This is a genomic window from Enterococcus mediterraneensis (assembly GCF_900604485.1).
GTDB lineage: Bacteria > Bacillota > Bacilli > Lactobacillales > Enterococcaceae > Enterococcus_C > Enterococcus_C mediterraneensis.
The window spans coordinates 927876-946678 of record NZ_UWOP01000001.1; the positions used below are offsets into that span (position 1 = coordinate 927876).

Consider the following 18803-nt stretch of genomic DNA (forward strand, 5'->3'; position numbering starts at 1 on the left):
TCACCCCCTATTCTTGAAGTGTTCTAATGCTTTCAGTGCTTTTTCTAACCGCTTGTTACTCCTTACGAGTTTTTTCTGCGTGCGGTTGAATCTCTTTTTGATTTTGTTTTCCGCTTTTTGCTTGTTGATCACTTTGTTTAATTGCGGTTTTTTCGCGTTTAGGATGTAGCGTAGATTAAAGCCGAAGATTGCGTTTTGTTCCTGTTTATCCAATTCACGCAAGGCTAATCCTTCCAAAACCGCTTCAAGCTCCCACAGATAATAACTCATGATCATTTCGATATCTGTTAGTCCGTATCTTGCGCAGTTGACGATGAGATCTCTTTCTGTATCCGATCTGCTAGCTCTTTCAATTCTTTCGCTTGAAATTTCTCGTCTTCCCCGCGGGTTTCCAGTGCCTTCTGAGCTTTCTGCAACATCGCGATATACTTGCGGATCTTGCTCACGAAAAAACCAGAAGCAAGCATTTCTTCTTTCAGATCTTGGAAGATGCGTTCATACGCTTTTTCTTCGTCAAGTCCATCAGCGACTAGATTTCCCACATAGCGATCGATCGCATCTACTGCATCATTTTCAGTAGCCTTATTGCTGACGAGCTGGATCAAGTTGACTAATGCATCATCGTCTTTTTCCAAGACTTGAACAAAAAGAACGCCTGCGCCATCGTTTTGCGAATTTCCCTCTTTGTCTTTCGTTGCTAATTTTTTGTTCGCCTTGAAATACAGACGATAGTTAAATTTGATATTTTCTTCTTTTTCTTTGACCGTAATTTTAAAGGACATATAAACTCTCCATTCTTGAAAAAGTAAAAAGACGCGATAAAGATCGCGTCTTAAGGAATTGGTGTCGTTTTGATAGCGTCATAGTCGCCAGTCGTTTCACCAGGGTTTTGATATTCATAAAGTGCTTCAAGCATTGCGACATCTTCATCAGTCAGTGGGAATTTCCCATCTTGCAAAGATCCGATGATATTCAAATCGTAAGATACTTCTACTAATTCATCGCCATCAGGAATATCGACTTCTTCAGGCATGCCATAGCCAAATTGTGCAGGATATAATTTATAATCTTGTTCTGCGACTTCTTCAGCCAATTCAGGATCTACCTCAACACGCCAAACTTTAACTGATTTACCAGTCTTTTTGGCATCAATGACGACTTTGTTTGATTCGTCCCCAGGCACGAAATATTGACTGATAGAGATCGTATGTTCATCAGTCTGTTTAATGATGACACGACCCATTTTTGTTTGCTCATCGATGTTTTCGCCGCCATAATTGACGCCGCCTTCTGTTTGGTGCGCTGGTAGCAAGGCTGGTGAGCCTACTGGCGCATCCACGCTTTGTAAAAAATACCAAATTCGTTTGGCCAACATCGGCTTGCCGGTTGGTTTTGTAACTCCATTGTATACTTCTGCCATGTTTGTTTCCTCCTAAAAAATATAGTCTGTTACTCTAAAAATGACGTGATAGACCTCTCGTCCGATGCTGTCGTCAATCCGGATATCAGAAGTGATGTTCCTGCGTTGACCTAATGCTTTTTTGGCTTGGAAAATCGCTTCTTCAAGTTGAGTGCGGCTTGCAATCGGATAGAACAGATCTATCGTCAATGTCGTGTCAATGACGGCTCCAAACTTTGAGCTTGGAGTATCATCATCGATGCGATTGCCGATAACGAAAAACGGTTCTTTGACCGTTGCATCAGGCAATTTGAAATGAACAGGGATTTTAGTAGCCGCTAGACTATCTAAAACCCCCTTTAGAAATTCTGTGTTTGGAGAGTACATCATTAGCCCCCCATTAATTTTTGTAAGTTCTTTCGAAGTATCGGCCATTCTGTTTTCAATGCGGGATACATAAACGGTTGAGCCATCATGTACCGCGTACCGTCTTCGACATAGATCGAATACTCGACCGGCGAAACAACTTCGCCAGTCAACAAATGTGTCATCTGCGAATAGATGTTGTTTGCTAACCAGCCTGTGTCCCAAGGCGCCCACGTTTTCGCTCGCTTTTCTACACGTAGCACAGAACGTGCGATTTCTTGACTAACTGCTTGATCGATACCGCTTTGCTTTCGATAGACCTCTTTGATAAATTGATCCATCCCAACGATTCTGACTGTTTTACTCATGTTAAGACCACCACCGTAGAATTGCGATGATATCTCTTTGAGTAGATGGAGCGTTCGATACCTTCAAACTCTATACTCTCAAAATCTTTATGGATTCCTTGAAGATGGAGTTTGAAAGCCGCTTGATTGTATTTGCCGAAAATACCGATCTGTTCATTATTCGTCAGAGATCCTATCGCACAAGGCACAACCGTTTTTTTCGTTCCCGCAATCTCTTCTCCGAGGTAGCCGGGCTTGGTGATATTTTCGACGAGTGTGACACGCTGAGAGTAATTCATCATACCCACCTCGTTATCCCTTTGCCTGCTCGAATAGTTGGTTGTGTGTATTCATCAAAAATCGCAAGATATTCGTCGAGATAAGACGGCTCCCACGTAAAAGAGCGCCCTTCTTCACTGTCTGAGGACGCTCCTTCGCTGTTCCGTTTGTTAAATCTTTTGATTGCGACATCGCGATGGATGTATGCTAAATCAGTAGGAATACTTGTGATTTTGTCAGTCCCATTTCTCGATGCAAATTGATTGATTACTGACAAGATACGCTGTTTGCTGTCTTCGATGATCAAGTCTAGCAAATCGTCTTGTAAATTGTCAGTAATCCCAAGAAACAGCTTGATTTCTTCTAACATCAAGCATCATCCTCCTTATGCACCAGCGCCCTCGTCTGGCGGCGTTACAGGTTCCGTTGTGATCGTCGCTTCAACCACGCCTGCTGGAATTTCTGGGAACAATACCATCGCATTCATGAACAAAGATTCATAAGTCGCATTACGCAAAGTACGTCCGCGAGTAGCGGAGATAAATCCTGTTTCATCCACAAAGTCCACAAAGATATCTCCTAGATCAGATGCTTTCATATCCAAGTAGGCTAATACGATGTTATCCACAGCTGTGGAATAAACTTTGCCTTCAGGGATAGCGTTCAACACTACAACGTTGTTCGCGCCCAAGAAGTTTTTCAACAACGTCATACCAAAGACGTTTGTTGCGTCAGCAAGAACCTTGGTATCACCTAAGTAAGTCGCAGCGTCCATCGGATTGATGAAAGAAACAAATTCAGCACCGTCAAATTCTTCGAATGTGGTTAATTTACCCCAAGATTGTGCTAAGGCTTTTTGCAAACCAACAGCTTCAATCGCAGTAGGGTTTGTCCCCATAAATTCAACAAATTTTGTTTTGATGCCGCCCTGTACTTGACGCAGTAGTTTATTATCCGCTTGGTCAATTGCAACTGATGCACCATGGCGAGCAATCGATTCAGCAGACACCGCACGACGCCATTTGTTAAACGTCACTTGATAAGATTTGTCTTTCGCACGAGTGACTTTAGATAAAGGAATGTCTTCCCCTTCAGCGACTGCTCCATCTTTCAATGCTGTGGTCCATTTGTACATTTGGATCTTCATATCGGTTGACAAGGCTTCTAAACGTGTAACGCCTAAAAGTTCCAATAATTCTTTGATTCCAGCTTCAAAGCGATTGACAAAATCAATCGACTTGATATCGCCTAGATCATCCATAGTCGTCAAATCTGTTTCCGCAGCAAAATACTGCAAATCCATCTTCAACATGTTTTCTTTGTTAGTTTTTGACATGTTTCTCATGTTAGTTCCTCCTAAAATAAGTCTCTGTTTTGCGCGATCAAACGTTGACGTTCTGCGGAATCTTTGATTTTCATGATTTCTGCTTTAGTCAACGTACCGCCAGTGTTGACGTGTGTTTTCGTTTTCGAAGCAAGACGCTCATTGACTTTCGCTTCTACGGCTTTATCCCATTCAGCGCGGAAGTTTTTGACATCATCCAAGATTTCTTCTGCTGTTTCACCGGCGATGCGATGAGCAAACTCCGCAGGCATACCTTGAGCTGTCAATTGCTTGCCCTTTTCGACAAAGAGCTGTTCTTTCCGGAATTCCGCTTTTTCTTTTTCGAAGTCTTCCTTCTCTTTTTCAATCAGCGCTTGCTGACGTTCTGATTCAGAAAGTTTCGCTAAACGGGCCGCTTCGTTTTTCTCTTGCTCCAATTCTTTTTGCCATCTAGCATGTTTGGACTTGATGATAGAATTAACATCCTCATCATCTTTCAATCCAAACTTTTCTTTGATAGCTGCCAACTGATCATCAGTCAGCGAATCGACATTCAATTCTGTTGAGTCCTGTCCTCCGTTATCACTGGCTCCTTGTTGGCCACCCTCGGAACCTGTATCGGTAGCGAAAAACTGCAATCTCATACTCATTAAATTCAATTTTTTCATGGTGGTTCTCCTTCCAATAGCTTTTTAAGTGGATCAATGCTTACACTTCCGATGCTTTTAATGTCATCACGCTTGGACAAAATAAAAAGCCTTAGCCGGATTGACTAATGCTTTCTTTTCGTTAGATCGTTGATGGTGCCTTCTTGGCTAACAGTGATTAAGATTTTCTCGTTCTGGGCTTCTGGGATATCGATCTCTTCTAACGCGCTTAAAATTGCCTGCTTTTTAGATCCGGCATAAATAAAGCGGAAGTCTTTCCAAGGACCCCAACAGTGTTTTGCTGATACTTTGTACACTTTCACTAGCTTCACCCTCACTTGCTCTTACGCTTGGCGTATTCTTCATTTTTGCGTTTTGTATTCCCTTGGAAATCCTCTTCCATGCCTAGCTCCTCATCGTCTGGTACGATTGATGACCGACAACCGTAATGCATCGGCGGAGCGTTCAGTCCTGGTTGATAATCTTCCAACAGAAAAATATCTCGATGCAGATCTTTACAGGTTTCAGTGGTTCGGCTGTCGATATGCGCCCAAAACTGGTACTTCGTTAGTCCAGCTTGCCGGTATCGTTCAGCAGTCGCATTATTGATGACATTTGTGCCATCAGTACGGATAATTGTTTCTGCCTGCGCACGTTGCACGTTGTATTTCTTTCGCAACAGACGCGCCATTTCCGCAGGACCCAACCCTTTTTTAAATCCCATCAAGAAGATTTTCCGCAAGTCCTCAGCCAATTTATCAGTGTTGCCCCACAAAGATTGCGAGTAGTTGATACCGTTCCATGGACGGCCGAGGATCTCTTTCAGGATATGCGGACTGAGCGTTGATGGTGAATTACCAAAGACAACCTTTTTCCAGACGTATTTCGCCGTTTGCTCCAAGTATGTTTTAAAGGACATTTGTAGCTTGCCATTTAAGCGACCCATCAACCACTCGATATGGAAGTTGAGCGCTTCTAGTCGAGTTGCTTTGGCGGCTGTGTACATTGCATTGAGCCGCTTCAACAACTCAGGATCTTTCTCTGCCTGCTTGAAGTATTGCTCAGCTGTTGCCTTGTAATCACTCAAATCCTCCCGCATGAGCCGTTTTTGTGTCTCTTGCAAAGTTATCTTATTATCCTTTGCGTATTTAGCATAAAAAGCAAACAGCTCTTTGTTGGTTTCGCGATAGAATTCTTGATAGATGCTTTGCAACTCGTCAAAAAAATTGATGTCCGATTGATCCACATAAGCGAGGATCTCGTCCATACGATCTTTCCAGTATTGCTGATTACTCTTTGCCATTTAATCAGCTCCCTAAGTTGAGTAGCCTGTTAAACGGAGTGATGTCTTCCAGTTCTGATATCCACTGGGCAGCTTCTTGCAGACTTTGTTCCGCCGCTTGTTTACTTCCGATTAGAGGATCAATGGACAAATCTACTTCTTTCAGGATGTCATAAGTTTTATGGAAAATATCCGGTTTGCATGAATAAAACTCTCCTTCTACTCCCTTGATGATATAATCTCCTGGAGAGATTCTCATCACTCCTTCAAGAGTTTTGATTCCATAGGAGTCTGTTAAAGGGTCATGTAAGAAGGACTCTCCTACAAAAGATTTAACTTTCTTCCAATCATCCGCCAATACTACATCAACGATCACTGGTTTCTTTCGTGCCTTCATTCGTTTCCATCTCACTTTCTATCGGCCTACGCGGTTCAGGAGTTTCTCCCATTTCCGCTTTCATCCGTTCCATTTCTTGCTCAGGATCAATCCCTGTCACTGTCGATAGGATCTCTACGATGGTTTGATCACTGATTTGACCGATTAGCGCTTGAGCTAAATCGACGATCTCAGCATCAGACTTCGGCGTGTTCGGCGTAAATACGACATTCGTTTCGTTGATGGAATCGTAAGCAACAGAATCATTGCCTTTGATACGCCAGATATTGACTGCTAACCGCAAGCGTCGCATCAGACCTTTTTCGAAAAGCCGTTGCTGCATCACTCGACGATTGTCTGCGGCCATCAATTTGTATTTCATGCTCTCGCCAGACTGCGTGCCGCTAAAGTTGCTGTCGAGCGTGTCAGGCGTAAAGGTAAATCGCAGTATATCATTGACCAACCGTTTCTTGTACGTTTCTACGCCCTCTGTGTCATATTCTTTGATCAAATACTTCGCGTCAGGTTTAGCACCGTTCGGATTTGGATTGTCATCTAGAAACATTAGCCGCGCCCGTTTAAATGCCAACGCCACGCCAAGACGAGAGTTCGGCACCACGTTCCCTTCCTCGTCCAAATCATTTGGCGCTGTACCTGTGTATGGATTACCCACCACTAACAAAATCGCGTCCATGGTATCTTGCTGATAGTTAGCAAGCTCAGACTGCGATAGATCATAGGCATCGATGGAATCGAGGACAGGCTCGTATGCTCCTGTACGCTCTTCGTTGTTCGAGTATTCGTTGATTGGGACACCATTAAGCGCATGATCGTCAAAATCATCGAAGTGCATCCCCTCTTTGTCTCGACTGTCATTGACGTAGGTGTAAACCGCATCTCTGGTGTACATATTGATAAAATCTTTTCGGATGCTGTCGCCGTAGTCGATAGAGTAGTGATACACCCCAAACAGCGAATTATTATCTGTTGTGTCATCGTAAACGACGAAAGTCTGTTCCGGATTTAACTTTACGAGTTTCACAAAAGCTTTCTTGCTTGCATCAAGATTGACCGTCAGCAGCTCATAAGCTCGACCATAGATTGAGAGGTCTGTTTTGATCAATGCGTTGTGGTACGCTTCGTTGTTTCGCCGATTAAATTCCTCGATTTCATCTTGCAACGTTTCGTTTTTATATTGGACGGGTTTCCCCAACATGTACCCTTGCTCAAAGATGGTGATGTACCGTGCAAAATCACTTGCGATGCGATTATCCGCTGCAAACTCGTCGGTCTTTGCCGGACGATATTTGATGTTGTTATCCGCCAGATAGTACCGTTTCAGTTCTTTCAAGCGCGGCAGTTGCCAGCTTTTATGTCTGTTAACAAATTTTTGCAACTGGTGAATCCATGCTTTACTTTCGAATTCTGCGTTGTCAAAGTCCTCCTGCGCCATACGGAAGACGCTGTTTGCGTTTTTGTGATACCTGTGGTTACGCAAAAATGTTGTATTTTTTCTCACTTCAATCTTCCCTTCTAGCCAAAGTAGAACTTGGCTGCGTCCATTCGCTCTTTTAAATTCTGTGGATTTTGCATTTGGATTGTTTCCGCTATGCCAGTGATAGCATCCGGTGCATCATCATGAGCGTTTTTTCCCTCTCGTTGATACGCCACCATCGCCAGATAAAACTCCGGCCATCTTGTAGCCCAATCGGAAGGGTAGTAAACATTGTTTTCCACCCAAGCGCTGTTTGATAAGATGCGTGATTGCTTGTTGTCTGATTGATGAAAATCCTCAAAGTATGCCCCAAAGTATCCAAGCTCTTTTGTCCGCCTTTCAGAATTGCGACGGAAACCACGCCCACCATTATTTCCCTCTATTCGGACATGATTGACTTTATTTCGGACAATCATAGAAGCATGCGCATTTTCTGTCACTTCCATTGGCTCTTTGGTATATAGGACATCGATCACATATGCTTGATGATCGGACGTTTCAACAAAAACCGGAGACGCAAAATAATCGGCACCCTTATCTGCGGTGTCGGTGTAATTCCATATCTTGATGATGTTGTCCGGCAATGTATCGTAAGTCAAGAACTTTTGATACAGTCGCCCTTTGATATCGATTGGCGTTTGCTGATAGTTAGCCGCTGCGATATCAGCGCCCATCGTTTTCGTTTTCCGTTGATATTCTTTTTTCGAAAGGATCTCTTCACAAAGCATCGTGTCTGTTTTTTCATCGTATGCCGGCATATTGACATGTTTTATACGATAGTCAGATAGCGGCAATTCTTTTAGCGCTCTTCCGGCTAAATCATTGCTATGCCAGCGCGTCATAATGATGATGATTTTTCCGCCAGTTTCTAGCCTTGAAAGCATTGTATTGATAAACCAATCCCAATGTTTTTCAAGAACCATAGCATTGTTGGCTTCATCTGCATTTTTGATCAAGTCATCAATGATGATGATATCTGCACCAAAACCTGTGGCGGTACCCGTTGGAGACGTAGCCAAATAGTTGTTGTAACCATTCGTCAAACTCCATAGGTTCATAGCTCCATCACCTTGTTTAATAGTCACGTCAGGAAAGATGTCGCTAAAGACGATGCGTTCTTCGTCTGCTTTAATTTCTTGAATAGCATTTCGAACGCCTTTGGAAAAAGTAGTCGATAGCGTTTCATTATAGGAACCGGTCATAATTTTTTTTGATTGGTCATTGCCGAGGACCCATTCAACAAACTTTCCAACGGTTCGTGACTTACCATGACGCGGTGGCTCGTTGATGATTAATACATCGTGATCATCATCAGACAAAAACCCCTGCAATTCGTAGCAGAGGTCTTTTAAAAATATGCGGTTAGATTTGTAAAAAGAAGACGCTGTGGTTTGACAGTAGTCCCAAAAGAAACGGCGTGACAATTCCAATTTAGCGCCCACGGCTATTTTATCCATCACGTGCTGCCAGCTTTCTCAATTCTTCCTCGGTTAGCCCGGCATATGGGTTACTAATTGCCATAGATCCAGATAGTTCTGTTTCTTTTTTGTCACGCCAGACATCCGGTTTACGGTTTTTCAGCCAGAAAGCAGCTGCGCCTGTATCCGGAGCAACCTGTTTAATCACTTCTTTAGTCACTACCAATCTTCCCAAGCCGTCATTCTTTTTCTTGGGCAAGCTCAAAACAAAATTGATGTATTCGGTAATCTTCTGAGCTCGGTCCCTATCATAGAAATCCTGTTGCTGAAACCAAGCAAGCCACTGATGGTCCTTCTTGCTTGAATTACAAGATCTACACGCTGGAACTACATTACTTGCAGTTAATTTTCCGTGGTTTTTTAATGGATCTAAATGGTCTTTAGTCATTTCATCTTCTTGGCCACAGTAGGCACAGTGAAATTTAAAATACGCTTGTGCTACTTCCCACTCTTCCTGGGTCAATTCGGATTCGCCATCATGCCGCTTCTTTTGACCGGTATCAACAATTCTTTCTTTGGTTACTTCAACATAAGTGAAACCTGTGGCTCGTTTAAACAAAGCATTTTCAACTTGACGATCAGCCACTTCTTTACTCTTTTTTAAGGATGCCGAAAGTGCCGGAAACTTTTTTACCCACTCTCGAAACGTCGAATAGGCTACTCCGATATTTTCAGCAATCTGTTTATCGGCAAGGCCATCACGTGCCCAACCTTCAATTCTAATTAATCCTTCTTCGGTTAACCATTCTGTGTACTTCGCCATGACCTCACCTCCAAACAAAATAAAAAGACCACTCAACGAGTGATCTTAGTCCTCTTTATCCATTGCCCTTTTAACAACGGATTCCCAAAAAGCTTTTTCTTTATAATACTTTTCATCTATTTTAAAATAAGATCTTAATTCATTGACTAAATCATCGTAGTCTTCGCTAGTGTCAATAATCATCGCAACATCATCTCGGTGTATTCCTTCGATAGCTCGCAATTCATTTAATTCGTCTTCTTCAATGTACATGGTTCTGCTCCTTTCGCAGGTGATCTAAATCCTTAAACTGTTTCAGCAGCACGCTACTTAATACAGCCAATCCTAAGATTGTTTCTAACTGACGTGGCAGGGATCGAACCTGCGCCTGTAGATTAAAAGTCTACCGCTCTACCAACTGAGCTACACGTCAACTCGGAGGAGCTACCTCCTAGCATGCATTAGGCAGGATGCGTATCACACTAGCTTTGTGCGAACAAATATCCTACCTACGTCACTGGCAAGGAATCGAACCTTGCATGTTGAGTTTCACTCCTTAGCAAGTGCACTCGCCTTCCCAACTAGGACTTAGCGTTTATCCTTTCCGCCACAGTGACAAACCAGCAAGCCAGACACGCTTGTTTAATAAAGGAGAAATCTGTCATGTCATGGTTGGTTGTCTGCTTGCTGGTTTAATCTACTTTATCATTCTAACATGGCAACTGTTGCACGATGGTGCGCGTTTTGTGCACGTTTTGTGCAAGCTACTTTATATCCAATGCGCCGACTCCGTAGAGTATTGGAGACAATTCATTGATTGCTTCCTTCGTCTTCCGATTGACGGTAGTTCGATCGATATTAAAGCGATTGGCGATTAACTCATCGCTCATACTACGCTTTGCCAAATACTTGAGATCAAGAATGCTATAATTGATACTTCCGTTGTCAGCACACTCTTGCTTGTACTCAGCTAAAGCTTTATCAACGTTTCGCATGATCTTGACTGTTTTCGCTTTATTCTGCATAAGGGAGCTAAGAGTGAGATAGCGATGATCCCAGAATGTTTCTTTGTCTTCTTCGAGTTGTTCTTCCACATTCTTTACATGAGCACTGAGCTTTCTATAATTGCTTAGTAATAATCGCGTATTGTGGAACGTATACTCTCGCATTTTCTTAAACTCGTTCCGTTGCAAACTTACTAGTCTTGAACACACACGATCTGCCAAACGATCTAGGTCTTCATCTGTTAGTTTCATGTACTGTATTTCTTCCATGCTCGTCCTCCCTATTTTCTTTGGATTCGACTTATTGATTCATTGACTACTTTCATAGCCTTCTCAAATGGTTCGGCCATCGTTTTATAGGCTATAATTAACTTCCGCCGTTTCTGATGGATATATTGCGCTTTAAGTCGTGCCACTCTCCTGTGTCTATCATTCATGATTTACCTCTTCGATATCAACCTTTATCACACTGCCATCGAAAATATCCTTTGTCTCAATCCCGCAGGTTTTTAGCGACAAACTTCTGTTAGTTTGTTCTACCAAAATAGTTATCGTGCCTCCCTTTGTTTCGTCGGGCACCTCTAGTATTATTCTCTTACTCATTCACTCGTCCTCCCACCAATCATTATTAACCGCCAATTCCTCAGCAGGCACGATCTTTATCGCCTCTGCGAACGTCTGTGCTTTCACATCAGGGTATTGCTTTTTTAATGCCTGAAGCGCACCCCATTCGAGGATTCTAGCGTCTTCTTGTGCTTGTAGCCTTGCTATTCGTCTGTGCCGGTTGTTCATTCGGATGCCTCCAATCTTACGGCGAGCGTTCTAGCCCTCGGCGATTCTGCTCTCTTTAATTTTTCAATATCTTCATTTGCCATATTTTTCGTCCAGTATTCTTTAGCATATTTTCTGCTTTTGCAAAATATTGGCTTTCGACCATCCCACCCACGGAAATAAAATTTTTTAAATGAATTGTCTTTTAAATCAAAGAGGTGGAAAACTATTCTCATTACCTTCCCTCCAATAGCTCAGGATTGTTTGCTATCGCTGACGATTGCGGAATTACTGCACACTTTTTACTAAAGACTGAAACTGATATACACTTTTGTTTGTTTGACGATAGATCAACATTATTCGGTCATTGTTAATAGCCACTAAATCTAAATATTCAAAAACGTCATCTGGATTTTTTTCTGCCTGATCTTTAAAAAAATCAGTTATCTGAGCATCAATAGATGGTGCTAAAAATTCCTTGAATTTTATCATCACTCTTCCTCCTGTTCCAGCTTGTAAAAGTTCCGGACAATATTTTCAGCAGTTTCTATCCCACGTAGATAACCTTGCTTGTACTGAGACTGATAATGCGGATATGCCGCGTCTTCGGCATCGTTCTCGCAGTCCTCGTATGCTTTGTCTAATAGCTTTACTAGCTTCTGCCGATTTTCAACTTCGCCTTGCAATAACAAGATGAGTTCTTGCTTTGTGCAACCGGAAAGTTTTTTAGTATATTCGAGGATCATCATTCTTCCTCCTGTTCCAAAGCCCAAGCTGAGAACACCTGTAAAACTTGGGCTTGCTCTACTTTGGAAAGCCGAGATCTAATCACGTGTTCGTGTTCACGTACAACACCATATACCGTTCCAAACGGAGATGTCCGTGTGTTTCTTTTGTATTCTTCCTTCAGCCAATTCAACACGATTTGCTGATCTATGTTGAGTATTGGCTGTTCTATCGCCTTTATCGCTAGCTTAATGCTCCCGTAAAATGCTAGCGGTACATGCGGATATTTTTTTGAAAAATAATCGTCGGGATTTTCCAAAAAATCCTTTAATATCTTTACTGCTTCTTCACTCACATTCATTCCTCCTCCGACATAATCCAATAAAAAAATCGCACTATTCCGTAAAGGACTCCAGTACACTTAAAACGGCACACTTTATTTTTATCGTAAATAGCACTATCAGGAAAAAAGATTATGACCAATACTAGAAATAATGTAAAATCATTCATTCTGCTACCTCCTCGATCATTACTTCAACCACGTGAACCGTGCGCGTAGAATAGCCATTCCACATATCTGCTATCAAAGTCAGCAGTTCTTTTTTGGGAGAGATGATATCCGGTGTAAGAAATAGTTTGATTGACAGACCGTCATTAATATTAAATCCATCCACATATCCCAGTTTTTCTTTCAAAACGTAGTATTTCATACTTCCTCCACACTCCCATCGACTAATAACGCTACTGCTTCGGCTTTGGATTTGTCGGTAAAAAGTAAAGCGTCAAATCCAGAGCAGTTGCTACTATGCGCAGTTTTATCTACAGTGTAAAGGTGCAAATCATAAACATACTCACCATCATTATCTTTAACAACCCATCGTGGCTCTTTCTCGATCTCGTAGCCGTATCTAAGCGCATCGCACAACAGATAAAGCGTGTCAGCATCCTCAGATAGCCAGTCGTAGAAATCACCAGACCATTGCCAATTTTCGCTGATAAATCCGTCAGAATCCGTTGCGTATTCGACTGCTGAGAACAGATCAATTACATCAGTTGAATATTGCGCGTGTTTTAACCACGGTTCAGCCGCTTTTGGCAATTTGACCTTCTGCGGTTCGTCTAATTTCTCAACTAGTTGAATCACTTCGGCTAATTGATAGTATTGCAATTCATGATTTTTATTTTTTCTAAATTCTTTCCATTCTTCTAAAATCTTCAATAGCTCCTGTTTCTTCATAAGCTCCTCCTGTCACGCGAATGTCACGCGAATATTATCATTGATACATCAATGTTTATTGGCAACTAACCGCCAGAAATGTCGGTCAGTCAATCGATTAATTTGGTGTTTAGTGGACTAATTTTTCATAACACGCTTTGATAACTTTGGCATCATGAAGGGCATTATGTTTAACGCCAGTAACTTCTTCATCAATAAAGTCTTCTCGTGAGATATCTGGATCAATGTTCTTCATTTTAAATAAGGTGCAAATATCAAATGGAATATAATAAACATTTTCTGGAATGCTAAAAGCACCACCAAACAAATCATTAAACAAGACCCAATCATACGCTAAACAATCTGACCATATTTCGACTGGAGGATTTGGATTTACCCAACCACCTAGCTCTTTAAACCATTCTCTCAAGCCTTGTGCTACAAATTGTTGATCTCCTCGTACAACGGTTTCTTTGGTAGTGGGGTTCCATTTACTCCCAATACCTCGAATAATATCTGCTAAGTAAAGATTATTGATCACATTCTTTTGTAACCAACTATCTAACTGTTTTCCATCATAATCCGTTAACTCTGCGTAGAACGTCTCACCGTTCTCAGCTACTAAACCAATGCTGACTAACGTTGTATCCTGATGTAGCCCCGTAAATTCTGTATCAAAAAATACTTTCATTGATTTTCCTCTTCTCTTTAGTTTTTTAAATCTTCCGTTAGCGGACCTCTGCGCAATCCAATAGATCAATTTGCTGCACTTGTTCGTCTCCAAGTGGTAGCATTTTTTCAATCGCATCAAGGTAAAAGGGTCTATAGATTTCAAACCCGTAAGAATGCCGGCCGTTCAACTTTGCTGCTAACAATGTTGAACCACTACCCGCGCAAGGATCAATCACCACGTCTCCCGGATCTGTGAAAGTCTTAATTAGTTTTTCCAAGACGTTCACCGGCTTTTGCGTCGGATGAATTTTTGGGATCTCTTTTGCATTATCTCTCGACCACTCAAACCAATTCAAAATCATCTTTTTACCAGTTTCTTCCTGCTGCCATGCATTGTTAAATTTAGGCAGTTTATCTCTGTAAAAAACAATTGCGTGTTCCGTCGCCCCTACAATTCGCATATTTGCTTTTAACGCCTGGGCGCTTGTCTTTTTGATAAAAAACAAAGGATAACTATTTTTAAATCCGTATCGCTTAGCTACTTCAATCAATGGCGCCATTTGTTCAAACGAGCAAAACATAATCATTGCCGGCGCTTTGCCGCGTTCTTTTGGTTCTGGCTTTAACAGTTTGCTACAAAAGTGCATATACTCAACTAAATTAAAATTTTTGTCACTTGGGAAAAATTGTTTGCCAGCCTTTTTTGACTCACCCTTTTTATTATCTCCACCCACGTACCAGCTTGGATTGCTTGCAAAAGCGTTATTTCCTAAATTGTACGGAATATCAGCGATTACTAATTGTGCCCGTGGTACATTATATTTTTTCCGATTTTGGAAATTATCGTTGTATAATTCGCACTTTATTTTTTTACTTGCCATTCTTGCTCCTTCTTCCTATTCCATAATATCTTCCGTTAGCGGAACAAATCTAGTTGTCCACATCGCTTGCTAGTAAATATAGATTTCGTAGCATCGATGACTGCTTCATCCCCCGTCAGTTCATCCAACATCATTAGAAAATTGTTTTCGTTCTCTTCAATTTGCCGATCAATTTCGAGTATTTCAGCGCTTAATTTCACGATGTCGATCGGTTCTTCTTCTTCAAAAGTATCGACATATCTTGGAATATTCAAATTGAAATCATTCTCAGCAATTTCATCAGCTGTTGCCACATGAGCATATTTTTCTATATCTCTCCATTGATGATAAACATCTAATATCTTATCAATATGATTAGCCTCTAAAACATTTTGGTTTTTCCCTTTTGTAAAATCGTTTGAAGCATCAATGAAAAGTACCGATTTATCCTGCCTTCCTTTTTCAAGAACAATCAGAACAGTTGGAATTTGGGTTCCGAAAAAGATATTTGCAGGAAGCCCAACAATCGCTTTAATCGCTCCTTCTTCGAGTAACTTTTTCCGGATTTTTCCTTCTGCCGCTCCCCTGAAAAGCACTCCGTGTGGTAAGACAATAGCCATCGTGCTTCCATCTTCTAATTTTGAGTATCCATGTAGTAAAAACGCATAATCCGCTTTGGTTTTAGGAGCTAACCCATAGTTCTCAAACCTTTCATCCATTTTCTGATTCCAACTTGCTGAAAATGGCGGATTCATAATAATAGAATTCAAGCTAATACCTCCTTGTTGCAAAATTCATAAATTTTTGATGGGCTTCTTTTTGAGCGTTGCTTGTTTGTCTCATTGCATTTTCGCAAAGGATTTTTCTTGAACGTACGAAATATTTAATTGTCACATATTTTAGTTTCAAGCGATCCGCAATCTCTTGCCGCGTATACCCCAATGATGCCAACCTTCTGATTTCTCCGTCTAACTCTTTTAATGTATCTGGATGAGTAATCGTCTTATTCAGCCCCAAATGTTTGACTTTATTTCTAACGCTAATTTCATCCACACCTAAGACTTTGCCAATTTCTTTTTGAGTCATACCGTTGCGAAGAGAATTTTTGATTATTTCTACGTCCCTATCCGAAAACCGTTTTTCCAAATAGTTAACATATGGATAAGCTTTCCTTAATTTGGATAGTTTCACTTTAACAGCTGCATGAGATCGTCCTAAATACTTTGCTACATCTTTTGTCGTTTCTCCGCTTGGATCTTGGCTGAAGGAAATAAGATAATCGATTTCATCTTCCGTCCATGTTCGTCCTTTCATATAGTTCACCTCTGATCATGCTAAAGCGGTTACTCGTGGAATTTAGAAAATAAGTTGCTTTTAGATCGCCACTCAGACTATCCATATGCCGCACGATTCCATCCATATTTCTTATTGCCATATTAAAGAGCAAAAATGGAATCGCGCGATCGGATAATTCTTCGGCTTCGAAAAAAGCGGCCGGATTTTCATTCCAAAATTGGATCATCATTCCACCTGTACCGGCAGTCGCTTCAAAATATTTATCAGCTTTCCCGACAAGCAACGCTGACAATTTACTAACTGAATTTGGTGTAAAATCTTGTTTTTTCACTTTTCTGTCGGCGTGTTCTGCTTCAAAATAATGCTGGAACCATTCATAAGACAGATCTGATTCGTTTTCTAAAAAGCTCAAGAAAAGCTTGTCTCTCGTTTCATCGTCCATTAGCAGCATCAACATTTTATGTGGCGCTTCATACGACTCGTTAATTTCGAGAAGTTCATTTATTTTTTCTGTAGTCAGCATTCTTTTTTCCTTTCCATTTGAGCCTTCAACTAAATCCATGAATTATTTTTTAAGGATGCGTCATGGCAAAATATTTAGCTTCCGGACTAAACTTTCGCTCGGCATTTCAATACCAGTATCCCGTCCCTCCCTTCTTTTCATGGATTTGGCTGAAGGCTCAAACTTTTTCTTTAAGCTATCTGCATCAACACACTCATCATTTTTTGATCGTCTTTTTTCTTCAGCTCGTCTAAAACATGCGCATAAGTCTCTTGTGTCACTCCCACATCCGCATGCCCCAATCGGGAAGAAATCGTTTGAATAGACACGCCTTCGGCTAGTAAGACACTAGCATGTGTGTGGCGTAGGGCATGTAGCCCTATTTGCGGAATTCCTAGCGTCTTACACTTCGTCACCATGTAATTGACATAAGTGGAATTATATTGCCGCTTATATTGCCCGTTTTCTAGTTTTTCGACGAAGATTGGCTCATTTGGTGGTAACCCATTCAAAAGTGGCTTAAACTGCCCCACAATCTGCCAATCAATTGCGATTTTTCGTACGCTACTTTCCGTTTTGGTTTTCTTAAACCCGCCGGTCGTCCGTTTGTAATCCCACGTCTTATCGATAGTTAAATGGTTAGTGGTCCAATCAAAATCAGCCGGCGTGATAGCCAAACATTCGGCAAATCGCATACCTGTTTTTGCCAGCAGCAAGATAAACCAATCTCGATTGATTCCGTGTGTGAGATCCAGCGAGTGGAGCAGTTTTGTCAGCTCTTCTTTTTGCAGAAATTTTGGTCGTTTTTCTCTAGGCTCTCTGCCTTTAATCACCGCCCGATAAGTAGGATCTTTCGCCAGGATCCCATCATGAAACGCGTCCACGATACAACCTTTGATTTGATGGTGAAAATCAGTAACCGTTTGTTTCTCGTGTGTCTTGGCATACTCATTGATAATTTTCTGATACTCGTTTCTGTCAAAATCCGACATGAATAGTTTAGGGCAGATACTTCTTAGCTGCTTTGCGGTCATGTAATATTTTTTCAACGTGACATCTGCAATAGCGCCGACTTTATATGTTTCAATCCAGTTTTCGAAATAATCGCAAAATAAAATTTCTTTCTTTTTTGTCATAGCCCCTACACCTCTTCAAACAAAATCGCATAATCATCGATATCCAGTACCTTCGCGATCTCCTGTACGGTCTTTAACGTTGCATTCAGCTTTTTATTTTTCGCCAGTGACGTATTCCCGCTAATCAGCTCAGTCCATGTCATTTCTTTATTTTTTCGATGCCAGTCCACATTGGACCAGAATATTTCTAAGAGATCCTTTTCTTTCCCTGGTTCCCGATACCCAATATTTAGAAAATACTCTTCCACATAATGCAGTTCCGCACGATAGCTGCTGTGTCCTTTTAAAAGACGTGCTTCCTCTAAGCTTGCATGCCGGAACGTGCGATTTTTTTCGTCAGCGACGATGGCTGATTTGTTGTTGTAATAGATTTTAAGCATGTTATACTGTCCCCCTCTTGTCTTGCCTTAGTACATTTATCCCTAAAACGGCAAATTTGATTCATCAATATCGACTGCGCCTGAAAACGGGTCTGACGTTGCGCTGTAACTACTTTGACTGCTACGGGAATAATTCCCCTCTGCACCCTGCGAACGCCCTGACGTTTGGCTATTCGAACCCTCACGCTTGCTTTCTAGCAGGCTAAACGATTCGACTACAACCTCAGTCACATACACACGCTGCCCCTGTTGATTCTCATAAGAACGTGTTTGGATACGTCCTGTGACACCGACCAGCGAACCCTTCTTCGCGTAATTGGCTAGATTTTCAGCCGCCTTGCGCCAAATCACACAGTTGATGAAGTCCGCTTCACGTTCTCCGCTTTGGTTAGTGAAATTGCGGTTCACAGCAAGCGTAAAACTTGCTGTTGCCGCACCACTTGCTGTATACCGTAAATCAGGATCTTTTGTTAATCGCCCAACTAAAACTACTTGATTAATCATC

32 protein-coding genes, 1 tRNA gene and 2 pseudogenes are annotated in these 18803 nt (G+C 41.6%); all 35 read right to left on the bottom strand.

The window, feature by feature from the left end; all coding sequences use genetic code 11:
- Positions 1-276 (bottom strand): hypothetical protein, encoded by a 276-nt coding sequence (locus EFB00_RS04370; protein ID WP_241153399.1) that lies wholly within the window; start codon positions 274-276, stop codon positions 1-3.
- An 11-nt stretch (positions 277-287) separates the two neighbouring features.
- Positions 288-782 carry a tail assembly chaperone gene (locus EFB00_RS04375; RefSeq protein ID WP_122645698.1) on the bottom strand — a complete coding sequence of 165 codons (495 nt, stop codon included), beginning with the start codon at positions 780-782 and terminating at the stop codon, positions 288-290.
- A gap of 50 nt (positions 783-832) precedes the next feature.
- Positions 833-1420, bottom strand: coding sequence for a phage major tail protein, TP901-1 family (locus tag EFB00_RS04380; protein WP_122645699.1), 588 nt, complete (start codon positions 1418-1420; stop codon positions 833-835).
- 12 nt (positions 1421-1432) lie between these two features.
- A complete protein-coding gene (locus EFB00_RS04385; RefSeq protein ID WP_122645700.1) occupies positions 1433-1789 on the bottom strand; it encodes a hypothetical protein in 357 nt (118 codons plus the stop codon).
- Positions 1789-2133 carry an HK97-gp10 family putative phage morphogenesis protein gene (locus EFB00_RS04390; RefSeq protein WP_122645701.1) on the bottom strand — a complete coding sequence of 115 codons (345 nt, stop codon included), beginning with the start codon at positions 2131-2133 and terminating at the stop codon, positions 1789-1791. Before EFB00_RS04390 ends, EFB00_RS04385 begins: the two co-directional genes overlap by 1 nt.
- On the bottom strand, positions 2130-2411 hold the full coding sequence (locus EFB00_RS04395; protein ID WP_122645702.1) for a hypothetical protein: 282 nt from the start codon (positions 2409-2411) through the stop codon (positions 2130-2132). Before EFB00_RS04395 ends, EFB00_RS04390 begins: the two co-directional genes overlap by 4 nt.
- Positions 2411-2761, bottom strand: coding sequence for a phage head-tail connector protein (locus EFB00_RS04400; RefSeq protein WP_122645703.1), 351 nt, complete (start codon positions 2759-2761; stop codon positions 2411-2413). The genes EFB00_RS04395 and EFB00_RS04400 overlap by 1 nt, the downstream gene beginning before the upstream one ends.
- A gap of 15 nt (positions 2762-2776) precedes the next feature.
- Positions 2777-3736: a phage capsid protein gene (locus EFB00_RS04405; protein WP_122645704.1), complete on the bottom strand. Its 960-nt coding sequence runs from the start codon at positions 3734-3736 to the stop codon at positions 2777-2779.
- Between the two features lie 11 nt (positions 3737-3747).
- On the bottom strand, positions 3748-4383 hold the full coding sequence (locus EFB00_RS04410; RefSeq protein WP_122645705.1) for a DUF4355 domain-containing protein: 636 nt from the start codon (positions 4381-4383) through the stop codon (positions 3748-3750).
- 104 nt (positions 4384-4487) lie between these two features.
- Positions 4488-4694 carry a hypothetical protein gene (locus tag EFB00_RS04415; protein WP_122645706.1) on the bottom strand — a complete coding sequence of 69 codons (207 nt, stop codon included), beginning with the start codon at positions 4692-4694 and terminating at the stop codon, positions 4488-4490.
- 2 nt (positions 4695-4696) lie between these two features.
- Positions 4697-5665 carry a minor capsid protein gene (locus EFB00_RS04420; protein WP_122645707.1) on the bottom strand — a complete coding sequence of 323 codons (969 nt, stop codon included), beginning with the start codon at positions 5663-5665 and terminating at the stop codon, positions 4697-4699.
- A gap of 4 nt (positions 5666-5669) precedes the next feature.
- The gene (locus tag EFB00_RS13600) at positions 5670-6041 is read right to left on the bottom strand and encodes a hypothetical protein (RefSeq protein ID WP_241153401.1); all 372 of its coding nucleotides are present in this window, start codon (positions 6039-6041) and stop codon (positions 5670-5672) included.
- The gene (locus EFB00_RS04430; protein ID WP_420889749.1) at positions 6010-7539 is read right to left on the bottom strand and encodes a phage portal protein; all 1530 of its coding nucleotides are present in this window, start codon (positions 7537-7539) and stop codon (positions 6010-6012) included. The genes EFB00_RS13600 and EFB00_RS04430 overlap by 32 nt, the downstream gene beginning before the upstream one ends.
- Before the next feature lie 14 nt (positions 7540-7553).
- On the bottom strand, positions 7554-8972 hold the full coding sequence (gene terL, locus EFB00_RS04435; protein WP_164709423.1) for a phage terminase large subunit: 1419 nt from the start codon (positions 8970-8972) through the stop codon (positions 7554-7556).
- Positions 8965-9153, bottom strand: a pseudogene (locus EFB00_RS13770) (HNH endonuclease); the annotation flags it as partial. The pseudogene EFB00_RS13770 and the gene terL, both read right to left, overlap by 8 nt.
- Positions 9154-9291: 138 nt before the next feature.
- Positions 9292-9756 (bottom strand): annotated as a pseudogene (locus tag EFB00_RS13775) (HNH endonuclease); the annotation flags it as partial.
- Between the two features lie 45 nt (positions 9757-9801).
- Complete coding sequence (locus tag EFB00_RS04445; RefSeq protein ID WP_122645710.1) at positions 9802-10008, bottom strand: hypothetical protein; 207 nt, start codon at positions 10006-10008, stop codon at positions 9802-9804.
- 88 nt (positions 10009-10096) lie between these two features.
- Positions 10097-10168, bottom strand: a tRNA-Lys gene (locus EFB00_RS04450).
- Positions 10169-10499: 331 nt separating this feature from the next.
- Positions 10500-10904 (bottom strand): hypothetical protein, encoded by a 405-nt coding sequence (locus EFB00_RS04455; protein WP_241153402.1) that lies wholly within the window; start codon positions 10902-10904, stop codon positions 10500-10502.
- A 264-nt stretch (positions 10905-11168) separates the two neighbouring features.
- Positions 11169-11342, bottom strand: a complete 174-nt coding sequence (locus EFB00_RS13410; protein WP_164709424.1) for a hypothetical protein — start codon at positions 11340-11342, stop codon at positions 11169-11171.
- Entirely contained in the window at positions 11343-11531 is a 189-nt protein-coding gene (locus tag EFB00_RS04465) for a hypothetical protein (RefSeq protein WP_122645712.1), read from the bottom strand.
- Positions 11528-11746, bottom strand: coding sequence for a hypothetical protein (locus EFB00_RS04470; RefSeq protein WP_122645713.1), 219 nt, complete (start codon positions 11744-11746; stop codon positions 11528-11530). The genes EFB00_RS04465 and EFB00_RS04470 overlap by 4 nt, the downstream gene beginning before the upstream one ends.
- Positions 11747-11798: 52 nt before the next feature.
- On the bottom strand, positions 11799-12002 hold the full coding sequence (locus tag EFB00_RS04475; protein ID WP_122645714.1) for a hypothetical protein: 204 nt from the start codon (positions 12000-12002) through the stop codon (positions 11799-11801).
- Complete coding sequence (locus tag EFB00_RS04480) at positions 12002-12259, bottom strand: hypothetical protein (protein ID WP_241153403.1); 258 nt, start codon at positions 12257-12259, stop codon at positions 12002-12004. The genes EFB00_RS04475 and EFB00_RS04480 overlap by 1 nt, the downstream gene beginning before the upstream one ends.
- A complete protein-coding gene (locus EFB00_RS04485; protein WP_122645716.1) occupies positions 12256-12591 on the bottom strand; it encodes a hypothetical protein in 336 nt (111 codons plus the stop codon). The genes EFB00_RS04480 and EFB00_RS04485 overlap by 4 nt, the downstream gene beginning before the upstream one ends.
- A gap of 151 nt (positions 12592-12742) precedes the next feature.
- Positions 12743-12946 (bottom strand): hypothetical protein, encoded by a 204-nt coding sequence (locus tag EFB00_RS04490; RefSeq protein ID WP_122645717.1) that lies wholly within the window; start codon positions 12944-12946, stop codon positions 12743-12745.
- A complete protein-coding gene (locus EFB00_RS04495; RefSeq protein WP_122645718.1) occupies positions 12943-13473 on the bottom strand; it encodes a DUF1642 domain-containing protein in 531 nt (176 codons plus the stop codon). The genes EFB00_RS04490 and EFB00_RS04495 overlap by 4 nt, the downstream gene beginning before the upstream one ends.
- A gap of 109 nt (positions 13474-13582) precedes the next feature.
- Positions 13583-14143, bottom strand: coding sequence for a 3'-5' exoribonuclease domain-containing protein (locus EFB00_RS04500; protein ID WP_122645719.1), 561 nt, complete (start codon positions 14141-14143; stop codon positions 13583-13585).
- Between the two features lie 37 nt (positions 14144-14180).
- Positions 14181-15005, bottom strand: a complete 825-nt coding sequence (locus tag EFB00_RS04505; protein ID WP_122645720.1) for a DNA-methyltransferase — start codon at positions 15003-15005, stop codon at positions 14181-14183.
- Positions 15006-15040: 35 nt separating this feature from the next.
- Entirely contained in the window at positions 15041-15754 is a 714-nt protein-coding gene (locus EFB00_RS04510; protein ID WP_241153404.1) for an N-6 DNA methylase, read from the bottom strand.
- 1 nt (position 15755) lies between these two features.
- The gene (locus EFB00_RS04515) at positions 15756-16298 is read right to left on the bottom strand and encodes a hypothetical protein (RefSeq protein WP_122645721.1); all 543 of its coding nucleotides are present in this window, start codon (positions 16296-16298) and stop codon (positions 15756-15758) included.
- Entirely contained in the window at positions 16270-16803 is a 534-nt protein-coding gene (locus EFB00_RS04520) for an N-6 DNA methylase (RefSeq protein ID WP_164709425.1), read from the bottom strand. Before EFB00_RS04520 ends, EFB00_RS04515 begins: the two co-directional genes overlap by 29 nt.
- A 170-nt stretch (positions 16804-16973) precedes the next feature.
- A complete protein-coding gene (locus tag EFB00_RS04525; RefSeq protein ID WP_122645723.1) occupies positions 16974-17918 on the bottom strand; it encodes a site-specific integrase in 945 nt (314 codons plus the stop codon).
- A 5-nt stretch (positions 17919-17923) separates the two neighbouring features.
- Positions 17924-18298, bottom strand: coding sequence for a hypothetical protein (locus tag EFB00_RS04530; protein WP_122645724.1), 375 nt, complete (start codon positions 18296-18298; stop codon positions 17924-17926).
- A gap of 42 nt (positions 18299-18340) precedes the next feature.
- On the bottom strand, positions 18341-18802 hold the full coding sequence (gene ssb / locus EFB00_RS04535) for a single-stranded DNA-binding protein (RefSeq protein ID WP_122645725.1): 462 nt from the start codon (positions 18800-18802) through the stop codon (positions 18341-18343).
- Position 18803 lies beyond the last annotated feature (1 nt).